The sequence below is a fragment of the Mycobacterium bourgelatii genome (assembly GCF_010723575.1).
In the GTDB taxonomy this organism is placed as follows: domain Bacteria; phylum Actinomycetota; class Actinomycetes; order Mycobacteriales; family Mycobacteriaceae; genus Mycobacterium; species Mycobacterium bourgelatii.
In genome coordinates, this window is the sequence record NZ_BLKZ01000001.1 from 3,848,192 (window position 1) to 3,866,800 (window position 18,609).

The following is an 18,609-nucleotide window of genomic DNA, read 5'->3' on the forward strand; positions in this document are numbered from 1 at the left end:
TCGGGCAGGAAGAATCGACGACGACATGGCAACGAACAAGCGCCGGCGGCACACGCCGGATCAGATCATCCGCAAGCTCGCCGAGGGCAACAAGCTCCTTGGAACCGGGCAGCAACTCAGCGAAGTGTGTCGCCACCTCGAGATCACCGAGTCGACCTGGCATCGCTGGGTCGCCCAGTACGGCGGGATGAAGGCCAGCGACGCCAAACGCCTCAAGGAACTTGAGGCCGAAAACGCCCGGCTCAAGAAGCTGGTCGCCAACCAGGCCCTTGACATCGACATGCTCAAGGAGATCTCGTCGGGAAACTTCTGACCCCGAACCGCAAGCGCAGCGCCGCGGCGATGCTGCGCGAGCGGTTCGGGGTCTCCGAACGGCGGGCGTGCGCGGTGGTCGGCATCCACCGTTCCACCATGCGTCTACAACCACCACCGATCAGCGATGAGGAGGCCCAATTGCGGGCCTGGCTACGCGCGTTCTCCACCCAGCGGCCCCGCTGGGGATGGCGCCGTGCTGCGATCGCGGCACGGCGAGCTGGCTGGAAGGTCAACAACAAGCGCATCCGCCGCCTGTGGCGCGAGGAAGGCCTGCGGGTTCCGCAGCGCCGCAGGAAGAAACGCTTGACCGGCATCGGTGCGCAGGTCGGGGCGATGTGCCCGATCCGCCCGAATGCGATCTGGGCGATGGACTTTCAGTTCGACACCACCGCCGACGGACGAACGTTGAAGATGCTCAACGTAATCGATGAGTTCACCCGCGAAGCCCTGGCGATCGAAGTCGACCGGGCCATCAACGCCGACGGCGTGGTCGACGTCCTTGACCGTCTGGCCCTGATGCATGGGGCACCGGCCTACGTGCGGTTCGACAACGGACCCGAGTTCATCGCCCATGCTGTCAACGACTGGTGCCGCTTCAACGGCACCGGCTCGCTATTCATCGATCCCGGATCCCCCTGGCAGAACGCCTGGATCGAGTCATTCAACGGCCGACTGCGCGACGAGCTACTCAACTCCTGGCGCTTCGACTCCCTGCAAGAAGCCCAAATCATCATCGAAGATTGGAGAATCGACTACAACGCCAACCGGCCTCACTCCGCCCACAATGGGCTCACCCCAGCCGAGTTCGCCCTACAGTGGACCACGACCCACCAACCGCAAGCCGCATAGCGACTGGACCATCAAACGGGTCCCCCTCAACGTCACCTCGACCGGTCGGCTCCAAAGTCATGGCCGTCGCACCGGTCACGTCTTCCATGACGATGTCACTAGGGCGGTACGCAAGGTGGTGGTCTTGGATAGGTTGCCTAGGCCCAACGAATGACCGCTGGTCATGACCGTTTAGCGACGCACGGTAGTAGACGCCGTTGCGGCCGATGTGTACGTAGTTGCCGCGCGGTCCGGTGCCGACACGAAACCCTGGGACACCCACACTGACGCCGACGCCCGACTTGCTCAGGTTGAATCGGAATGGTCCCGCTTTGACACTCTTACGGACATAAAAACCCATGGTTCTACCTCGAGGACCAGTCGTTGAAGCCCGGCAGAGCGGCTCCGATTTGGGGCGAACGTGTCAAACGAATCGCGCGGCCTGCGCACTGGACGAAGTCACGCATGTACATCCCTTGAATAGCTTGACCATCTGCGGTAGTCGATCCACGGCGAGGTTAACTCACCGCCGCGTACTCCGAAACCCGAATTTTCAGACGCTATGACGCAATAAGTGAACGAGCCGCCCCCTTGATAGGAAATTAACGATGGTGTTAAAACATGTCCGGGGAACGAGGAGAGGACCAACCACTCGCCCGTGTTGCAAAAGCCGCCGGACCCCCCAGCGCGACGTCTACGGACTTGGCCGCCCATGTGTGTGAGAGAAAAGGTGCAACTTGTCGCAAGGCTTGCGTATCGTTCGGCCATGCGATTGGTCATCGCCACGATCACCTCACGGATCGACACCTCTTCACACGGTATTCCTCGGCGATCCGACGTAGCCCGCACAATCGATACACGCGTCGGTGATGCCAGTGACTGAGTCCAACGCGCCGTTGCCGCCGGCCGCAGAGGCCGCCTACCGCATATTGATGGAACGAGGCCCACTGTCTTCGGCCGATATTCGACAGAGTCTGCGGGCGGAGGGTTACAGCCAATCGATCGAGCGGCTCGCTCAACTCCCGGACCGCTTCCCGCATCGGTTTCAGTTGACGCCCCAAGGCTTTTTGTCCGTTGCGCCTGCGCAAGCGCCGGAAGAGCAGAACGATGGCGGAGACGCTGAGCCAGACAACCCCGATTGGTACACGCCGACCAACCTGCGCCGACTTCCGCTCGACCGCGTTGCCGTACTGGATATCGAAACGACTGGGCTCCGTCCCGCGACGGACTATATTTCAGAACTCGCACTCGTTCGGCTGACGGGTGAAATCCTGGCGGACGTCGCCATAAGAATGCCCGAGGGGATCCAGCAGCCCAACCAAGAAACTCGGCCGGAAATATCCATCGACGAAGCCTTAATAGTGCTCGACAAGGAATTGGAAAATGTCGATTTTGTAATCGGGCACAATTTGCTCGCCTTCGACGTGCCATTCTTGAGGAAGGCGGCCGAGCGAGCAGGGGTGGACGCCCCACGCCTGCCGCCGTGCGCGGACAGTCTGCACCTCGCGACACTGGTGGACGTCTCGATGCCCAACCGCTCGTTGGCCGATCTCACCGACCGGTTCGCCACCGACAATCCCGACGCTCACCGCGCTCTGCCCGACGCCACCGCCACGGCCGCGGTGATTCGCCGTCTGCTCGAAGCCATCGATGTGAGCGATCCGAGTTGGCAACTTGCGATCGGAGTACTCGAAGCGTTCGACCACCCACTCACACCACTGATGCCAACGCTCCCAGCCAGGCCAGACCTCGATGCCTTGACCAGGGAACCCGATCCGTTGCTCATCACGTCAGGTTCGCCAGCCACGGATTCATGGTCGGCCACCCGGGAAGCCTTGAAAGTTATTGAGGAACAACGAAAATTCCGCACCCGGCCCGCGCAGCATGAAATGGCACACGCCGTGGCTCAGGTATTCGATCACGGCGGCCGCCTGGCGGTCGAAGCTCCCACGGGGACCGGCAAGTCACTTGCATACCTGCTGCCGGCGCTCGGGCGTGCATCCCGCAGAGGCCAGCCGGTGATCGTAGCGACGGCTACCAAGGCGTTGCAGGGACAGTTGCGCGAAGAAGCGACCCGCCTACAAGTAGAGGGCTTACTCAGAGCACCTTTCCGCCAAATCCAAGGCGTGGGCAACTACGTCTGCGCGAGGGAACTCGAGGATGCGCTCTCCGACCCGGAATCTTCGGGTCTTGCAATCGCTATCGCCCTGCGCGCGCTCGCCGCATCTCCCACTGGGACGTGGGACGACGTCACCGACTACGCCATCCGGGCCCACGACACGCGCTACGCACGCACCCGGGCACGGTTGCGCACGAACGCCGGCGGGTGCGACCGTGTGGCATGCAAGTGGGCGAAAGTCTGCCCATTGATGCAGGAATTAAAGGGGCTTGAGAAGTCTCCGGGCGTGGTCTCGGTCAATCACGCGCTGCTCGCCAGCTGGGTGAGGAACCAACAAAGTGGCGGTAAAGCCCCTGGCGATGTGCTCGCCGAGTCCCGCGCGGACCTGGTCTTCGATGAAGCGCACGCGCTAGAAGACAGCCTAACTGCCGCGTGGACCGAACGAATTGATGCGCTTGAACTGCAGATTCTCGTCAATAGCCTTTCCCCGCGGTCGAAGCTGATCAAGGAGGTGCGCAAGCGCGCCGGTGCATCGGCCAACGAGGCCATTCAAGCTGTCGGGGCTAGCACTGCGGAGGTGCGTCTCCGGGGCGAAGAACTAGCTCAGGCCATCAACCGCTACCTGCACGAGTACGCAGGCAAGTCCGACTCTGCGGTTCTGCGTGGCGGCGTCGTCAACAGTCGACCAGAGTTCCGAGGACTACGCCAGGCCGCATCCACCGTGCGGTATTGGCTGATCCAGTTGGCCAAAGCAGTTACTACGCTTCGTAATTCACTTAGTGAAAGCGCTGGAACTGGATCCGTCCGGCGCCGTCTCTGGGGTTATTTCGAGAGGCTCGACGCTGCGATCGGACTCCTTGGCACGATGAACGGGCTTCCAGATGACCACCTCTGGGTGTACCGCCTGGCTGCCGAAGACGCCGATCCGGCGGCGTGGACCTACGAGCGCGTACCGATCCATGTGTTCCCAGAGTTTCAGCAATCCATTGTCGACCAGACCCATTCGACCGTATTGTGCTCGGCCACGCTTACCGTGCAGCACCGATTCGACTACCTTGCATCCCGATTGGGCATACAAGTCGACGCAGAACCCGCTGAAGGGGGCTTCCGCGCCCTCAGCCTGCGATCACCATTCGACTATTCGAAGCAGTCGTTGGTGATACTGACGAATCACTTGCCGGTGCCGATCCCCATGAACGAGCGCGAATTCTGCGAGGAGATGGCGGCAGACCAGACGGGTTTCCTTTCCCTGTCAGGAGGCAAGGCCCTCACATTGTTCGCGGCAAGAAGCCGGATGGAAACGGTTGCGGCCTTGGTGCAGACCAGAGCCGCCGAACTCGCAGAACGAGGCGTCGAACTTCTGGTACAGGGCGAATCGGGACGTTCCCAGATCCTGCACCGGTTTCGGAACGAGCTGGGAACAGTTCTGTACGGTCTGAAGTCGTACTGGGAAGGGTTCGACGCACCAGGCGAAACGCTGTCATATCTGTTCATCGAAAAGCCGCCCTACCCTCATCCCGATGACCCGCTGGTTGCAGCTCGGCAACGCGCGATCGCAGAACGCGGCGGAGACCCGTTTCTCGACTACGTCCTACCTATGACCGCCATGCAGTTTACTCAGGGCTTTGGTCGGTTGATCCGCTCCGAGAACGATATTGGCGCCGTCCTGGTGTGTGACCGGCGCCTGCACTCGCCCACCCAGGCCCAGCGTGTGATTCTAGGTTCGCTGCCGGAGCCGACGATCCACGAAGCAATGGACCGCGACGACGCGTGGACACGCGCAATCGAATTCGTGACCGGTGTGAAGCCGGATCTCGCCACGGCCATAACATTCGGTCGGGACGACATCACGCAATTGTTGGAACGTCTGCGTCTGGTACCGGGTGAAGACCCGACACCCAAGTTTGTTGAAGCTGCTGAAAAGCTCTTTGGCATAACCGAACTGCATCCCAAACAGCTTGAAGTCATGCGGGCCTTCGTAGAAGGCAGGGACTTTCTCGCCGTACTCCCGACCGGCTTTGGCAAGTCACTGTGCTTCCAGCTGCCCGCGCTGCTCGCACCCGAAGCGCGTGCGACGGTGGTCGTCTCTCCATTGGTGGCGCTCATCAAGGATCAGATGAACGACCTGCGAGGGCGCCGGGGTATCCGACCCGTGCAAGGAATAACCGGTACCACTTCGAAGGTGGTGCAGACCGAAATACTCCGTGATACAGCCGAGGGACGGGTACGCCTTCTTTATGTTTCCCCGGAGCGATTGGCCCGTGACCCAGTCTTGCGGGGAGCCTTGCGCCGTCAGCAGCTCAATCGCGTTGTGGTCGACGAAGCGCACTGTATCTCGGTGTGGGGACACGATTTTCGGCCTGAGTTCCGCCAGGTCCCTGCTTCGGTTGCGACCTTCGATACCCGGCCGCCGCGAGCCGGCCTCACGGCAACCGCCACACGCGAAGTCGAGACAGACATCAACGATGCATTGCAAATGCAGGACCCCGTCGTCGTCCGGGAGCCGAGTGACCGGCCCAACCTGCGCTTTCGCGTCGTCGAGTGTTCCAGCGAGAGAGGACGTGTCCGCGAGTTGCTGCGGTTCGTAACGTGGGCTGCAGACAAACCCGGCATCGTCTATGTGTCTCGTCGCGCGCTCGCCGAAGAAACAGCAGCGCTGCTGCGCCGTGCTGGTCACGCTGCACGGCCTTACCACGCCGGCATGGTCCCCGAGCAACGCGATGCAGTCCAAGAGGACTTCGACTCCGACACCACGCGCATCATCGTCGCGACAAAAGCGTTCGGGATGGGAATCAACAAACCGAATATCGGCTGGGTCGTTCATTACGACCTACCTGACTCGCTGGACGGATACGCGCAAGAGGCCGGCAGAGCCGCACGGCAAAAGGACATAACCGGAGAATGTGTGCTCCTCTACACGCGCGGCGATATCGCACGTAGACGAGGCTTGATCGACGTCCACCAATCCAAAGCTGACGCCGACCTTTCGCAGCGGCTTCTCACCGCGCTGTGGGGATGTCCGGAGCGGGGAGGAAGTCGGGTGTTCGACGTCGACGAGATGTCAGACAAGCTCGACGTCGACGACGACGAACTCAACGTCCATCTAGCTCGGCTAGAGCGAGTCGGGGTCCTCAAACAAGGCCTCGACTGTTCGGCTCGCGGCATGGTCGACGTGGGCTTTCGGGAACCGGAGCAGGAAGCAGAACGACGCCTATTCCGCGAGCTGTTCTACCAAGCCAATCGGGCAAGACCAAACGTCCGGCTACAGATTGACTTTCAGCAACTCAAAGACGAGCGTGGCTATGACCCAGATGAGCTAGAACAGCAATTGATCGAGTGGAGTCTCGATCGCTTGATCACCTTTTCGAGTTCGCGCAGACTGCGCCGCGTCGAACTCTTTGCGAGAGTCGCGCCGCGGGACGAGTTGGCCCGACAGGCGTCGCTCTGGAAGGAGTGGCAACGACGTCGGCTCCAGGCAATGATCGACTACGCGACCCACAACTGGGAATGCCGACGCGTATCAGTCGGTAATCATTTCGGCGATCAGGTTCCCGACTGTACGTGCCGGGGCATCATGCCCTGCGACGTGTGCAACCCGGAACCGGCGCCGTGGTCTTCCGTCGCTGACCACCTGGTTCCCGATCCGGAATTGCTCGTAAACGCAGAACTGATCGTATTGCAAGCCGTCGCGTGGTCTTCTGGATTCCGACGTGGCTCGTACGGTCTAGCCAGCTTGCGCGCGGCGGTACTCGGTAGGGAGTCCCTTGGTGAGGGTCGACCACTCGGACAGGGTGTCCTCAGCTGTCCCCAGTTCGGAGCATTACGACACGTGCGCGGCGGCGAAAGACGCTTTGACGAAGCAGTAAGCCAGCTCATAGACAAGCAACTAGTCGAGCGACGAACCGTCCTTCGCGAGAATTCCCAAAGCCCATACCAGACCCTGGTCCTAACCCCCCTCGGTGCCCAAACACTCGGAGTTTCAACAAAACAACATGATTGAAAAAAAGCTAACTCATCAGCTCCTGGAGTCGGGTGAGCTCGTGCTGACAACCGCCGAGCGCACGGCCCTCAGCTTGCCCGAGCACAGCACGACAATCACGATTGAGGTTGAGGACGAAACCTGCGGCGTTCAATGGAGCGGACGCAGCCGAAAGCTCTACGGCGACCAATTCGCCGAACGCCTACAGGATTACGGCCAAGTTGGTGGTCTGCTCCGCCTGCGCCGAGTTGATCAGCATTACCGCCTGACGCTGCTCCCGCCTGGGACGACCATTCAGCCCCCGACGGGGGTATTTCCTCGCGAAGTGCTGCCAAAGACTGACGCTGGAAAGAAGGCAGCTCGCCGGCGGGCAACTGTGGACCGACAATTCCACGCAGACACGGAATATGACTGGAGCCTTTCACCGGATAACAGAAGAACCGTCGGCTTCCTCACCGAGGCCAGCAAGCTACTCGGCGAGCAACTCAAGGCAGCCGGATTCGACGAACTAGAACTCGTAGAACTGCGTCTGCAGGGCGAAGAGCTTGCGACCCTCGACAACTTCGAGGAACTCCTCGCTGTGGACGTCGCCAACGTCGATCGCATGCCACACCAAGAAGCCGTTGCGAGACATGCGCTTTCAAGACTGCGCGGCCGTGCCGTATTGGCGGATGAGGTCGGCCTCGGAAAAACCATCGAGGCAGGCCTTGCCGTCAAGGAACTAACTCTGCGCGGACTCGCCAAGCGAGTCCTCGTGTTATGTCCAGCGCCGCTGCGTGATCAGTGGCGAGAGGAGATGGACCACAAGTTCGATCTCCCTTTTCAAGTGGCCTACCGCGGGCATGAGATCCAGAAACAGGACAAACTAATCCTCAGCCTGCAATTGGCCACTAGCAACATCGACAAGCTCACCGCTCGACCGTGGGACATCGTAATCCTCGATGAGGCACACCGCGCCGCAGGATCGGGCGCCCGGAAGAGGCGTGAACTCATCACCGCGTTGACTACCGCCTGCCGGTATGCGTTCTTCCTGACCGCCACACCGGTCCAGAACGACCTGCTGGAGCTCTATCGCCTCATCGAGTTGCTGAGGCCAGGGACATTCACTTCGGTAAGTACATTCAAACGCCAGTACATGAGCAGCGGTGACCCTCGACGGCCGAATGATCCTGCAGCGCTTCGTCGCTTGATCAGTAGCGCGATGATACGCACGACCAGGGCTCAAGCCGGCGTGGACCGGGTGGTACGTCGTCCGGTAGACGTGCCGATCGACCTCGGCTCACGCGAGCGTGAACTCTACGCGTTGTGCACCGATCTGCTTCGAAACGTGATGCGCGATTCGGGTGACACCATGCGCCGGCGCAGTCTTGCGTTGCGGCTGACGGCCAGCCCGTTTTCGATGGGGACCACAGCATTGCGCATGGCCGAGCGACACACCAACGAGCGGGTCCGCAAGGCATTGAATGAGATTGGCCACCTTGCGATGGACATCCAGGGTTCCGCGCGTGAAAACGCTGCTCTGCAAATCACGCGTGACTGGATTCGCGAGCACGGACGAGTCCTCATTTTCACTCAGCACACCGATACAGTTACCGGTCTGTTGCGTCGCATCAGTGCCGAGGGCCTTCGAGCGACCGCATTCCATGGATCGATGTCCGCCGGCGAACGGGCCGCGACTATCGCTGCGTTCAAGTCGGGCGAGGCACCCATTATGATCTCGACTGACGCCGGAGCCGAAGGGCAAAACCTCCAGTTCTGCAATTGTGTACTCAATTACGACCTTCCGTGGAACCCGATGCGGATCGAGCAACGCATCGGCCGGGTGGACCGTTTGACGCAACCCAGAGACGAAGTCTTTGTCGCCAACTTGTACGCGCGGAGCACAGTCGACGAAAGCGTATATCGGCTTCTGGCGGAGAAGCTTCGGATGTTCGAGCTCCTGTTCGGACAAGTGACCACCATCCTGGGTGAACTCGACGACTCAAATTCAGCCACATTCGAATCGCGGGTCCTGGAAGCCTTGTTCGCCCCAGACGACACCCGGATGCAGAGCTTGCTGTCTCAGCTCGGCACCGAACTTATCGACGCGCGCAAGCGTGCCTCGACCCTCATTGCCGCCGACTCCGGTCTTAGCAGCTGGATGGCTTCGGCCGCAGAGCATCGCAAGGGACTGACCAAGGCAGGTTCCACCGAACTCGCACCTGAGGTTGCCGAACGTGCACGCATACGACAGCGAAAAGTGCAGGCCTGGGTTCGACGAGTTCTGAAAGCACTTGATGCACAGGTAATCCATGACACCGGAGATGGCGAAGGCGCCTTCCTAACCGTCCAGTTCGACGAGGAGCTTGCCGAAGAACTTGGCGGGCGCACATTGCTGCACATAGCTTTTGATCGCATTGGCATGGAACATCATCCCGATGCGGAGCTATGCGCTGTCGGATCTCCCGTATTCGATGAACTGCTCGGACTCCTCCGGGTCCGGGGCGACATGCACGCGACCATCCCAGTCATTCCGGACGACCCTGGACCCACTCCGTTTCGGCACTCACCGAGCACCACCCTTGCTCAGCGAAGGCTCATTCCCAGTGGCACGTGGAGCGGAAATGCGACATTCCGGGCCACCATCGGCGAGGCCGAGACTTCGGAACACATCATTACGGCGGAGCTTGGAGCCCATAACGAAGTTCGGTTGCCCCGGCGCCCGCTCCAGGACGGCGAGTGCCTACCATCGGCTTTCGGTGATCCCTCTGAGATTGTCGCCGCCTTCCAGCGCGCGGCGACCGAACAACTTGAACAGCGACGGCATGAACGCACCGAACAGATCTTGCGTGAGCGGAACATTGAACTTGATCGAATTCGTAAGGGCTACAACGCACAAATCGCCGAGGCTTCATACGAAGATCAGACCCGACTGCAGCGAGCGCTAGCCTCGGAAGAGCAGCGACTCGGTCGAGCACCCGATGTTCGAGCCCGGGCCAAGATGCTCGCTGTCATCCTTGATGAGGATGATTGGCTGGTCGAAGAGGTTTGGACGGGACCTGGCGGAGCCGAAGGAACTCTGACCTACGAATGGGGCCTGACCGAGCCACCACTCGTCGAAAGTGATGCCTCCGGTGAGCCCATCAACGTGCTCGCTCTTTGTTCCGATGCCCACTGGATCGACGAAACCGAAGCCACCCATTGCGACTCGTGTGAATATGACCGCTGCGCCGCGTGCGGGGCGGACGCCATCTTCGCGGACTGTCCGCTGTGCGGCTCATCGGTCTGCGGCTCGTGTAGGGCAGAGGCTGGCGGGCTATGTCTGCGGTGCAATTGGCCGGACCGGGCACCAGAACGTGACACCAGGTTTGCGATTGCCTGGCGCTTGCACGACGACACGACACTGCTAGTAGGCGAGCGCTTCGCTGAGCTAGTACGCCCCGACGGTTCTAGTCGCCAACTGATCGTGCGCGATGAGGATGTCGCCGACCAGCATCGAGCGCGATTGCGCTCGTATGCATTACGCAATGATCTATCCCCTGACAGTGGATTGGTCTTTCACGACCACACTGAACGGACGGTTTCCCCAAATCAAGACACGCTGTTGTTGCGGAGCCTTAGCACTGTCGCGGTCGAACTCGGGGTCGAACACGGCGCCGGGTCCGCTCTCGACTGTGACGCCATTGACGACATACCTGATTACGATGCGCCCACAGTGAGCGGTGAAGGTGCTCTGAAATTGACCGGGCTTCTTGAGAAACTTCGCGCCGAAGTCGCTCCCCCATCGCCGCCGGCCGTGGTGGTAACCCGTCGCTCCAAGTTCACCGATATCTGCCTTGAGGCGGACCGTCTGATCGGACGTGTGAGTGTCGTAGGTGACGACGACATGTTGCAGATACTGGACGAGTCTGTTGCGCAGTTAAATTGGCGAGACCCGTCACCGGAGGACGAAGTACTGGCGGTGGCACGTTTCGCGGGCTTGCAAATCTCGGTAGAACGCAGAAACGATGCGGTTGTGGTGCGAGCTCAGGACGAAGCGGAGGGGAACTTTTCTGAGCAGTGGATTGCTCTTCCCGACGGGGCATCAGCAAAGGACCAGTTTGCCTGGTTCGACATCCTGCGCTCAAGCGGTACACCGGGCGGAAGAGTGGGCCAACGTCAGCACGAACCGCAGGCAATGGCTGAGCCGTTTCCAACACCGTCCGAGTGTCAACTCGTCGACAGGACGATCAAGCCAGTTGCTGAGATTACCCCCGCGAATGACCGGTTGGACCTGGTCCCTGCGCAACCAGCATCATTGGCCGCGGTAGGCGTACGTCAGCACCTAGCGCGTGGATTCGTGGTCAACGCGATGCCAACAGAGTTGGGCCGAGCCCTAATGGCACGAATCCAGCTGATATTCACGGCAGTCGTCCAGAATGGCTTCGAAGTCCATGAGACGTGGCATGGTCACGGAACTGCGACGCATACCTATCGCACTTTTGACGGCTATCCAGTCGCTCCGATGCTCGACGACATCGCCAGCCGCCAAGGGGATTTCGGGGTCTGCCGTGACGGGCACTTCTACGCAGCAGGCGCGTCGGCATTGTGTGAATCCTGCAATACCTGGGCGTGTCCCGCGTGCGACGAAATCGGTAATCGCGCATCGGTGTCTTGTTCGCAATGTTCCGCATCGGTGTGCCGGCGGTGTGTATCCATTGAGCACGCAGTGCCGGAAGTTCCATGCACGCTTTGCAACGATGCAGCATGTCCCGGCTGCGGCCGCGACCCCCAGGTGCAGCCTTGCCGCATCTGCGCCCGCGACATGTGCGGCGACTGCCGCGTCGGTCTATTGTGCCCGGCATGCGATGAGTTGGCTCCTGCCACTGATGAGCAGTTATACGATCTCCCAACGGAACTCGCGGTGCAGGGAGCCACGGTCCTCGTAGGTTTCGATGCAAATGCAACGACAGTTCTCGTCAACCGAGGCAACGCGATCGAACAAGCAGTCCTTCACAATGGCGCTATCCAGCGGTGGGTCGTACTCGGTAGAAACACGATCGACGATGCGTACAAGCTGCAGCTGGCCGCCTCCCGGCATCTCGGAGTGCAAGTCAAACCAGTCGTCAAAGCCCTCGACGCTGAGGTACCTATCGATGTGCCGCACTTTCTGGTGCAGTCGCAACGGTACTTCTACGCTTCCTGGTCGGTCGACGAAGTCGGCGTACGTGGACGGCACGCACGCTGGTTCCCCATTGCCGACGATGACATCACACGGTTGATTGCAGAGGATTTCGCGCCGATAGCCAATCCGCCTGAGGCCATCGACGCAGTGCCGAGGGAAGTGAGAAACCTAATTCACCGCGCGCAGAATCCCCAAGTCTTCGACTTGGTGCTGCAATGGAATCGCCTCGGACATGACATCGCGATCGCCGAGTATGGAATCATCGACCGCACGCTGACCGAGGCCAGCACCAGCGAAAGAGTAGTGAGATGGGAGAAGTCCGACCAGGACTTGTCCTGGGTAGCCGAAGCGTGGAATCCATCGCCGCGCCTGCGCGTCTATGCCGCGACCAACTTCGCCGAAGCCGCAATCGTGAGTATTGCAACATTGTTCGCACTAGGCGTTCGTACGAACGAAAGCCTGAAGTGGTACGTAGTTTCGGATTCGCCGCAGGCTCCGCTAGCTACCACCTTGGCCCGCTGGCTCGGTCTTGAAGATGCTGATGAGGTCGATGATTTTGTCGATCCCAACGCTGTCAGGATCTCAACGGTCCTTAATGCGACTAGCGTCTCCGTCGACTTACACCCAGAAGGCTCTACCAAATACGCCCCCCGTCAGAGCTTGCAAGGCGCGACGGCCAAGGCGTTAAGAGCATGGATGCCGACAGCACAAGTGCGAGTGCCGGAGCTCTGGACACTACCTCCGAAGCTTAGGGCGTTGCTGCAGCAACGAGTGAAGAGGTCTGGGCCTCGAACGTCGCTAACGATCGGCGTCCGGGTCGAACAACTGGTAAGCGTTGAAGGTGGTCGTCCATGGCGACACGAGGCACGCTTGATGCCCGGCAATACGGACGGGCGGCAGGTCAGCTATACCACCCAAGTGCCACTCGACAGCGGCATCATCGACCGGGAGGGGCACTTCGGCCCTGAGGGGGGGCAGTGCCCCTACTGTCATGCACGGGTCTGTGACGCTTGCGTCGACCGCCTGGTTGGGTGCGACTGTTGCTCCGCCGCAATTTGCAAACAATGTGTTCGCCAGGAACGTCAGGCCCTGTGGTTGTGCCCTGCGTGTTATGCCATGCGCCCGCCAACTCGCCGCGAGGCCCGTCAGCACGGACGAATTTTCTTGACGCGGGGGATGCTCATCGGAGTAGATCAGTTGCACGAGGTTGTCGTCGAACGGGCGCAGAAACAGTGGGCCCGCCAGGCTGAGGGTGGCCTGAAGGCGCCGCTTTTGAACTCGTCACTCATCGAGTTCCTGAATGAGCGCTTAGAGGCAACGGCGGATTAGAAGCCTTTGCCCGCTACCGCCGTCTGTTGCTAGCGGCGAATTATTGTCGGTGGCTTGTCGTAATCTGAAGGTGCTTCAAGAGATACCGCCTCAAGCTCCGACTGGCGGTGCGCCAACCCCAAAGCTCACGGGTGGCTCGGATGACGAAGCGATCCGCCCCAACCGGTGCGGATAAGAGGGGCGAGTACGCGCCCGGAGCGGGCGCAGAGGGAGTGCAGAATGAACCGTTCGCAACAAGGCTACGACATCATCGGCGACGTGCACGGGTGTGCAGCAGAACTGGAAGCTCTGCTGAATACGTTGGGCTACAAGCGGGACCACGCCGGTGGCCCTTTCCGGCATCTATACCGGACAGCGATCTTTGTCGGTGATCTGATCGACCGCGGACCCGAGCAACTTCGAGTCCTTGAAACGGTGAAGGCCATGGTCGATGCCGGCAGCGCCCAGATGGTTTTGGGCAACCACGAGTTCAACGCACTGGCCTACGACACCGAGTGGCCCCCGGGATCAGGGAAATACCTTCGCCCCCACGATGATCCGAGCGACCCCAAGTCAGCCAAGAACGAGCGTCAACACGCAGAATTCCTCAATCAAGTCACCGGGGAGGACCGCAAGTACTACCTGGCATGGTTCTGGTCACTGCCGCTGTGGCTGGATCTTGGTGAACTTCGGGTGGTACATGCGTGCTGGCATAGCAGTTCGATTGCCATTGTCACCGAGGAACTTGGCGGCGACCGATTCGCTACCGAGGAAGAGCTGGTGCGCGCATCCACCAAGGGCGACCCGCTTTACACAGCGGTGGAAACGCTGCTGAAGGGGCCCGAAGTGAGCCTGACCGACCACGGTCAGGAACCCTACGTCGACAAGGACGACGTAGAGCGCGACAGTGCCCGGGTGCGGTGGTGGCACGACGGACCCGTGACATTGCGCGAGATTGCCGAGATGGGCGGGAAATTCCGCACCGCCAACGGCGCGCCGTATCCGCCGTTGCCAGACACTCCACTTTCCTCGGCGCACCAACCGCACCTCTACACCGAACAAATCCCGGTGTTCTACGGCCACTACTGGCGTCAGGGGCCGCCTACGCACCGACGAGACTGGACGGACTTCACCGCGTGTGTCGACTTCAGCGCTGTCAAGGGTGGCGCGTTGACCGCCTATCGATGGTCCGGTGAGGCGCGTATCGATCGGGATCACTTCGTGTCGGTCCCACGTCAGAGCCAGCCGACCGACGCTTAAAGAGATCCATCGCGGACCCGGCCGAGGCGGCAATCGCACGCCAAAGTCGGGCTCGTCATCACCACAGTTTCCCCGAATGACACCGCTGGCGGGAAGGGCCCTTGCCGACACCGATGTGGCCGGACCCCAGTGTCCGGGCCATTCACGGTGCTGGCGTTGGGCTCCTCCCTGCCGGGTGTTGCCGGCCACTCACTAGTGAGAGTCGGTGCTCAGGAACTACCGCAGGGCCTCGGGTGCAACCGCCGGAGGGCTTCGCGCAACTCAGGATTCGGGTTAGCACCGGGTAGCACCGCCACCACGTCAGCCAACGCCTCGTCGATACAGATGCACCGTTTGCGGGCTCCGTACAACGTAGCGATGGTGGGCGTGCGACTGTACGCCTGCACGCAGTGCACGAACACCGTCCGACCCTTGGCCCGCAACTGCTCGATTGCCCGCACGGTATCGAGCAGCACGAAATCGAGATGGTCGTTTTCGCCTACTGCGTCGATGAGGCGGACGTCGAGCTGTTCCACGCCTGCGGGCAGGTACTCATCTGCGACCCGGCACAGCGACACGATCGCGTCGACTTCTTCGGGCAGGCTTCGCAATGCGGCGACGCCCCCAATCCACACCTTCTCGTCGTACGGATGGCGCACAGGCCGACGGGCTTCTGGAAACCCTGGGTAGGTGTAATCGAATGTGTCGGGCTGTCCTTTGTCTACGATGTTGTTTGCCAACTTGACTAGACCGCGCGTCCTCAATCCTGGCCAGCCGTGCAGCAGTAGCCGCCAACGCGAGGGAACCGCGGATGCACCGTACGCGGCGCCAAGCAACCCACCCGCAACGGCGGCGACGGTGTCGGTGTCATGACCACCGCGCACTGCTGCCTCCAAGGCCAGCCGCAGGCGATCGGCTCGGAACGCTTCGGAAGTGCAATCGTCAACCGGCATCGGTGTATTCACGATCGCCGACCACGCACCCTGCAGCGCCGCGACCACCCAGCCGTTCTTGGCCGCGAAGTGCGACGGCGGCGACGCCTCGGCCTCGTCCAGGCGTGACTCCCACAGGTCGCGGCGCGCAGCGTCCAGCCGGTCCAGACCGATTCGTGCATCGATGTCACCGGAAATGACGGCGTGTCGCATCGCGCAACACCACAGCACGCAGGCGTCACCGGCATCCGGGTCGTGGTGCGTGAGGTCGCTGACCGCGCGAGCCGCTTCGGCCAGGGCTTCTTCGTCCGCAAGGTAGGCGAGGGCCACCGGCGCTGTGCGCATCAGCGAACCGTTGCCGGCCGTGCGCCCGGTGCGCTTGTGCAAGGCCGCGGATTCTTCACGCGCGAATTTCGCAGAGATCCCCTGCCTTCCGAGCGCAGAGAGCACCGAAACGGTCTGATTACCAATGTCTTTCGGAGCTTGCGCCCACTCGTGCCAGCGCCGCACGATGTAGTCTTGGGCTTGCTCATCGCGCAGGTCCGCGCCAGTGGCGGCGATTTCTGCGATCGGGATCGCCATGGACGTGTCGTCGGTCCACTCGCCCCGCTCAAAGGCGCCCAGCCCGCCGCCGATCATCTCCACCGGCACGTCTTGGGCCAGCGTGGGCCCGAACTCGTATCCGGCCCCAAGGGCATCCCCGGCGGCCATGCCCAGCAGAGTGCCACAGGCACGGTCACGTTGTGCAGCAGTCAAAGTCATGATTACCTCCTTAGAGCCGCGAGTCATCGCGGCGTTGAACTTGGTCAAGCCCGGACGTGCCGTCCGGTAAGTCGGGAACGCGGCTACCCGGCGCTCAGACGAACCCCTGATCGACCAGAACGGTCCCTTCCGGCGTCACAAGGTGGGCTTGGCCCGACCCCTCGACGAAGCCGCACCAGCTCTTGACCTCGAGACCGCCCCGTTGCAGCTCGATGTGGAACCCGTACTTGGCGGGCATAGGGAACCAGACTCGCTGACCGGGAAGCTCTTGGAGGATCTCGACAGGCGGGTACCGCAGCACCTTGCGCAAATCACCCTCGTACACGCGCCCCTGAATGCGCCCGTCGATAAGCTTGGCAAGCTGTGCGTCGAGCGCCCGGACCTGCTTATCGGTCAGCGACGACCGCGGCGGTTGCAGCAGGCCTCTCAAATTCGTCGTCCGGTTGCGCGCGACTGCCACATCGAAAGGCGTTCGCCCCTTCGCGTCTCGAAGGTACCGCAAGGCACCCCGCTCAAGGAGTTCCTCGACCACATCGGTGGGTGCGCCGTGCCATGCCGCTTGGTGCAGGACTGTGAACCAAGCCTGACCTCCCGGGCGCCACTGGTTGATGACCAACCAGCTCCACTCACTGTCGAGCACCTTCATCACCTCGGGCCAGTTGCCGACCTTCGCAGCGTCGGCCAGTCGATGGCCCGCCTTGACCAAGTCGTCGACCATGACGTTGGTGTCCAATACGCCCTGCCACACCCGTGCGCCCTGGATAATCTCGGAATAAGCGTCCATGGGGCCCTCCTTTCTCATGCCTCACCGCGGAGCCCTCTTGCCGACGTCGTCGAACGTCGGCCGCTTCGTTATCCGAGCCGCCCACGAGGGTTGGCGAACCGTCTAGTCGGGACTTTCCGACGGCGTCTTACGCAGCAGGGCCATTCTAGAGCGGAGCACTGACAAGCCAGTGTCAATGAAAAGGCGGCTTCTCCTGCAACCACTTTCAATAACGATGCTGCACTAGTGCAGTGTTCCCTGTTGTCACACAGTACCTGGCTGGCGATGGTTTCTGCAACAGCACCCTGTATGCTGTGTCCATGCAGCACATGGGCGGGCGCTCTCATGAGGATGACCACCAGTTGGGCGGCACATTCGCCGAGCGGGCGAGAGCCGCCCGGCTAAGGGCCGATCTAACCCAGCAGCAGCTGTCGGACCGGCTCAGCGAGACGCGGGTCAAGCTCGACACATCGGCGATCACCCGAATCGAGGCCGGCCAGCGAGAGCCGAGACTCGGCGAAGCTCTCGCGATCGCGCAGGTGCTTGGATTCAGCCTGAACAACCTCGCGCCGCGGGCAAACCTTGACTTCTATATTGGCGACGTCAACAGGTTGATGAACGAGGCCCGCGCGGCCCTGGTCAGGATGATTCGCTCGGTCGACCCCGTGGCCGACTTCGTGCGCCGTAATCCTGACTGCCTAGGCGACCAACGCCTCGAGGACCGATTCCGTGACATGATCGACCGGTTTCTCGACGACATATCGTTCGAGAACCAAGCCGTCACCCGGAATCGGTCCGACGAAAAGCTCAAGCGCCAACTGTTGCGCGCGGTCAGCGAAGACATCCTGGTCAAGGCCGACGACATACCTCCCGCGCACGAGCGATGGTTCAAGGACGACATCAGCGCGGCCGGTTCGACCACAGGCGGATGGCTCCCGGTACAGCCGACCGTCCACCCTGATGAATGGCAACGACAGTTCAATCAGCTACGCACCTACGTCAACCAGCATGGCGACGCTCGAGTTCCGCGCACATACGTAACCCCGGATGGTAACGGACTCGGCGCATGGGTTGCCGAACAACGACAACTCTTCGCACGCGACCTGCTCGATCCGAAAAAGGCGGCCAAGTTGGAAAAGTTGCCGGGTTGGCGCTGGACTCGAAACACCCGGGCCAACACGAGAACCAGGACATCAGGATCTGGGTGAGGGCGCCCGAACT

8 protein-coding genes and 2 riboswitches are annotated in these 18,609 nt (G+C 61.2%); of the genes, 5 read left to right on the top strand and 3 right to left on the bottom strand.

Annotated features, from left to right (window positions below; all coding sequences use genetic code 11):
- Positions 1 to 25 precede the first annotated feature (25 nt).
- A protein-coding gene (locus G6N68_RS16735; protein ID WP_163707463.1) for an IS3 family transposase occupies positions 26 to 1,164 on the top strand; the annotation gives its coding sequence in 2 pieces (ribosomal slippage) (positions 26 to 296 and positions 296 to 1,164; 1,140 coding nt in all).
- Here the strand turns inward: G6N68_RS16735 and G6N68_RS32115 are convergent.
- The gene (locus G6N68_RS32115; protein ID WP_205351353.1) at positions 1,106 to 1,504 is read right to left on the bottom strand and encodes a DUF4236 domain-containing protein; all 399 of its coding nucleotides are present in this window, start codon (positions 1,502 to 1,504) and stop codon (positions 1,106 to 1,108) included. The genes G6N68_RS16735 and G6N68_RS32115 overlap by 59 nt on opposite strands.
- Before the next feature lie 508 nt (positions 1,505 to 2,012).
- On the opposite strand from G6N68_RS32115, the gene G6N68_RS16745 reads away from it, so the two are divergent.
- The 3 genes from G6N68_RS16745 to G6N68_RS16755 all read left to right on the top strand — a co-directional run bounded on the left by G6N68_RS16745 (position 2,013) and on the right by G6N68_RS16755 (position 14,952).
- Positions 2,013 to 7,262 (top strand): RecQ family ATP-dependent DNA helicase, encoded by a 5,250-nt coding sequence (locus G6N68_RS16745; protein WP_205351354.1) that lies wholly within the window; start codon positions 2,013 to 2,015, stop codon positions 7,260 to 7,262.
- Positions 7,255 to 13,713, top strand: a complete 6,459-nt coding sequence (locus tag G6N68_RS16750; protein ID WP_163714443.1) for a DEAD/DEAH box helicase — start codon at positions 7,255 to 7,257, stop codon at positions 13,711 to 13,713. Before G6N68_RS16745 ends, G6N68_RS16750 begins: the two co-directional genes overlap by 8 nt.
- A gap of 73 nt (positions 13,714 to 13,786) precedes the next feature.
- A riboswitch (SAM riboswitch) is annotated at positions 13,787 to 13,897 on the top strand.
- A gap of 35 nt (positions 13,898 to 13,932) precedes the next feature.
- Complete coding sequence (locus G6N68_RS16755; RefSeq protein WP_163714446.1) at positions 13,933 to 14,952, top strand: metallophosphoesterase; 1,020 nt, start codon at positions 13,933 to 13,935, stop codon at positions 14,950 to 14,952.
- Between the two features lie 209 nt (positions 14,953 to 15,161).
- Here G6N68_RS16755 and G6N68_RS16760 read toward each other — a convergent pair whose 3' ends face one another.
- Together G6N68_RS16760 and G6N68_RS16765 are read right to left on the bottom strand one after the other, a co-directional pair.
- Positions 15,162 to 16,625, bottom strand: coding sequence for an ADP-ribosylglycohydrolase family protein (locus G6N68_RS16760; RefSeq protein WP_163714450.1), 1,464 nt, complete (start codon positions 16,623 to 16,625; stop codon positions 15,162 to 15,164).
- Between the two features lie 94 nt (positions 16,626 to 16,719).
- Positions 16,720 to 17,409, bottom strand: a complete 690-nt coding sequence (locus G6N68_RS16765) for an ankyrin repeat domain-containing protein (protein WP_163714455.1) — start codon at positions 17,407 to 17,409, stop codon at positions 16,720 to 16,722.
- A 28-nt stretch (positions 17,410 to 17,437) separates the two neighbouring features.
- Positions 17,438 to 17,544: riboswitch (SAM riboswitch) on the bottom strand.
- Between the two features lie 164 nt (positions 17,545 to 17,708).
- Here G6N68_RS16765 and G6N68_RS16770 point away from each other — a divergent pair.
- Positions 17,709 to 18,596 carry a Helicase associated domain protein gene (locus G6N68_RS16770; protein ID WP_240355782.1) on the top strand — a complete coding sequence of 296 codons (888 nt, stop codon included), beginning with the start codon at positions 17,709 to 17,711 and terminating at the stop codon, positions 18,594 to 18,596.
- Positions 18,597 to 18,609: the final 13 nt, after the last annotated feature.

Excerpts from the sequence above, each read along its gene's own strand:
- G6N68_RS32115 (WP_205351353.1), bottom strand. The coding sequence starts at position 1,504 with ATGGGTTTTTATGTCCGTAAGAGTGTCAAAGCGGGACCATTCCGATTC.
- G6N68_RS16745 (WP_205351354.1), top strand. The coding sequence starts at position 2,013 with ATGCCAGTGACTGAGTCCAACGCGCCGTTGCCGCCGGCCGCAGAGGCC.
- G6N68_RS16750 (WP_163714443.1), top strand. The coding sequence starts at position 7,255 with ATGATTGAAAAAAAGCTAACTCATCAGCTCCTGGAGTCGGGTGAGCTC.
- G6N68_RS16755 (WP_163714446.1), top strand. The coding sequence starts at position 13,933 with ATGAACCGTTCGCAACAAGGCTACGACATCATCGGCGACGTGCACGGG.
- G6N68_RS16760 (WP_163714450.1), bottom strand. The coding sequence starts at position 16,625 with ATGACTTTGACTGCTGCACAACGTGACCGTGCCTGTGGCACTCTGCTG.
- G6N68_RS16765 (WP_163714455.1), bottom strand. The coding sequence starts at position 17,409 with ATGGACGCTTATTCCGAGATTATCCAGGGCGCACGGGTGTGGCAGGGC.
- G6N68_RS16770 (WP_240355782.1), top strand. The coding sequence starts at position 17,709 with ATGCAGCACATGGGCGGGCGCTCTCATGAGGATGACCACCAGTTGGGC.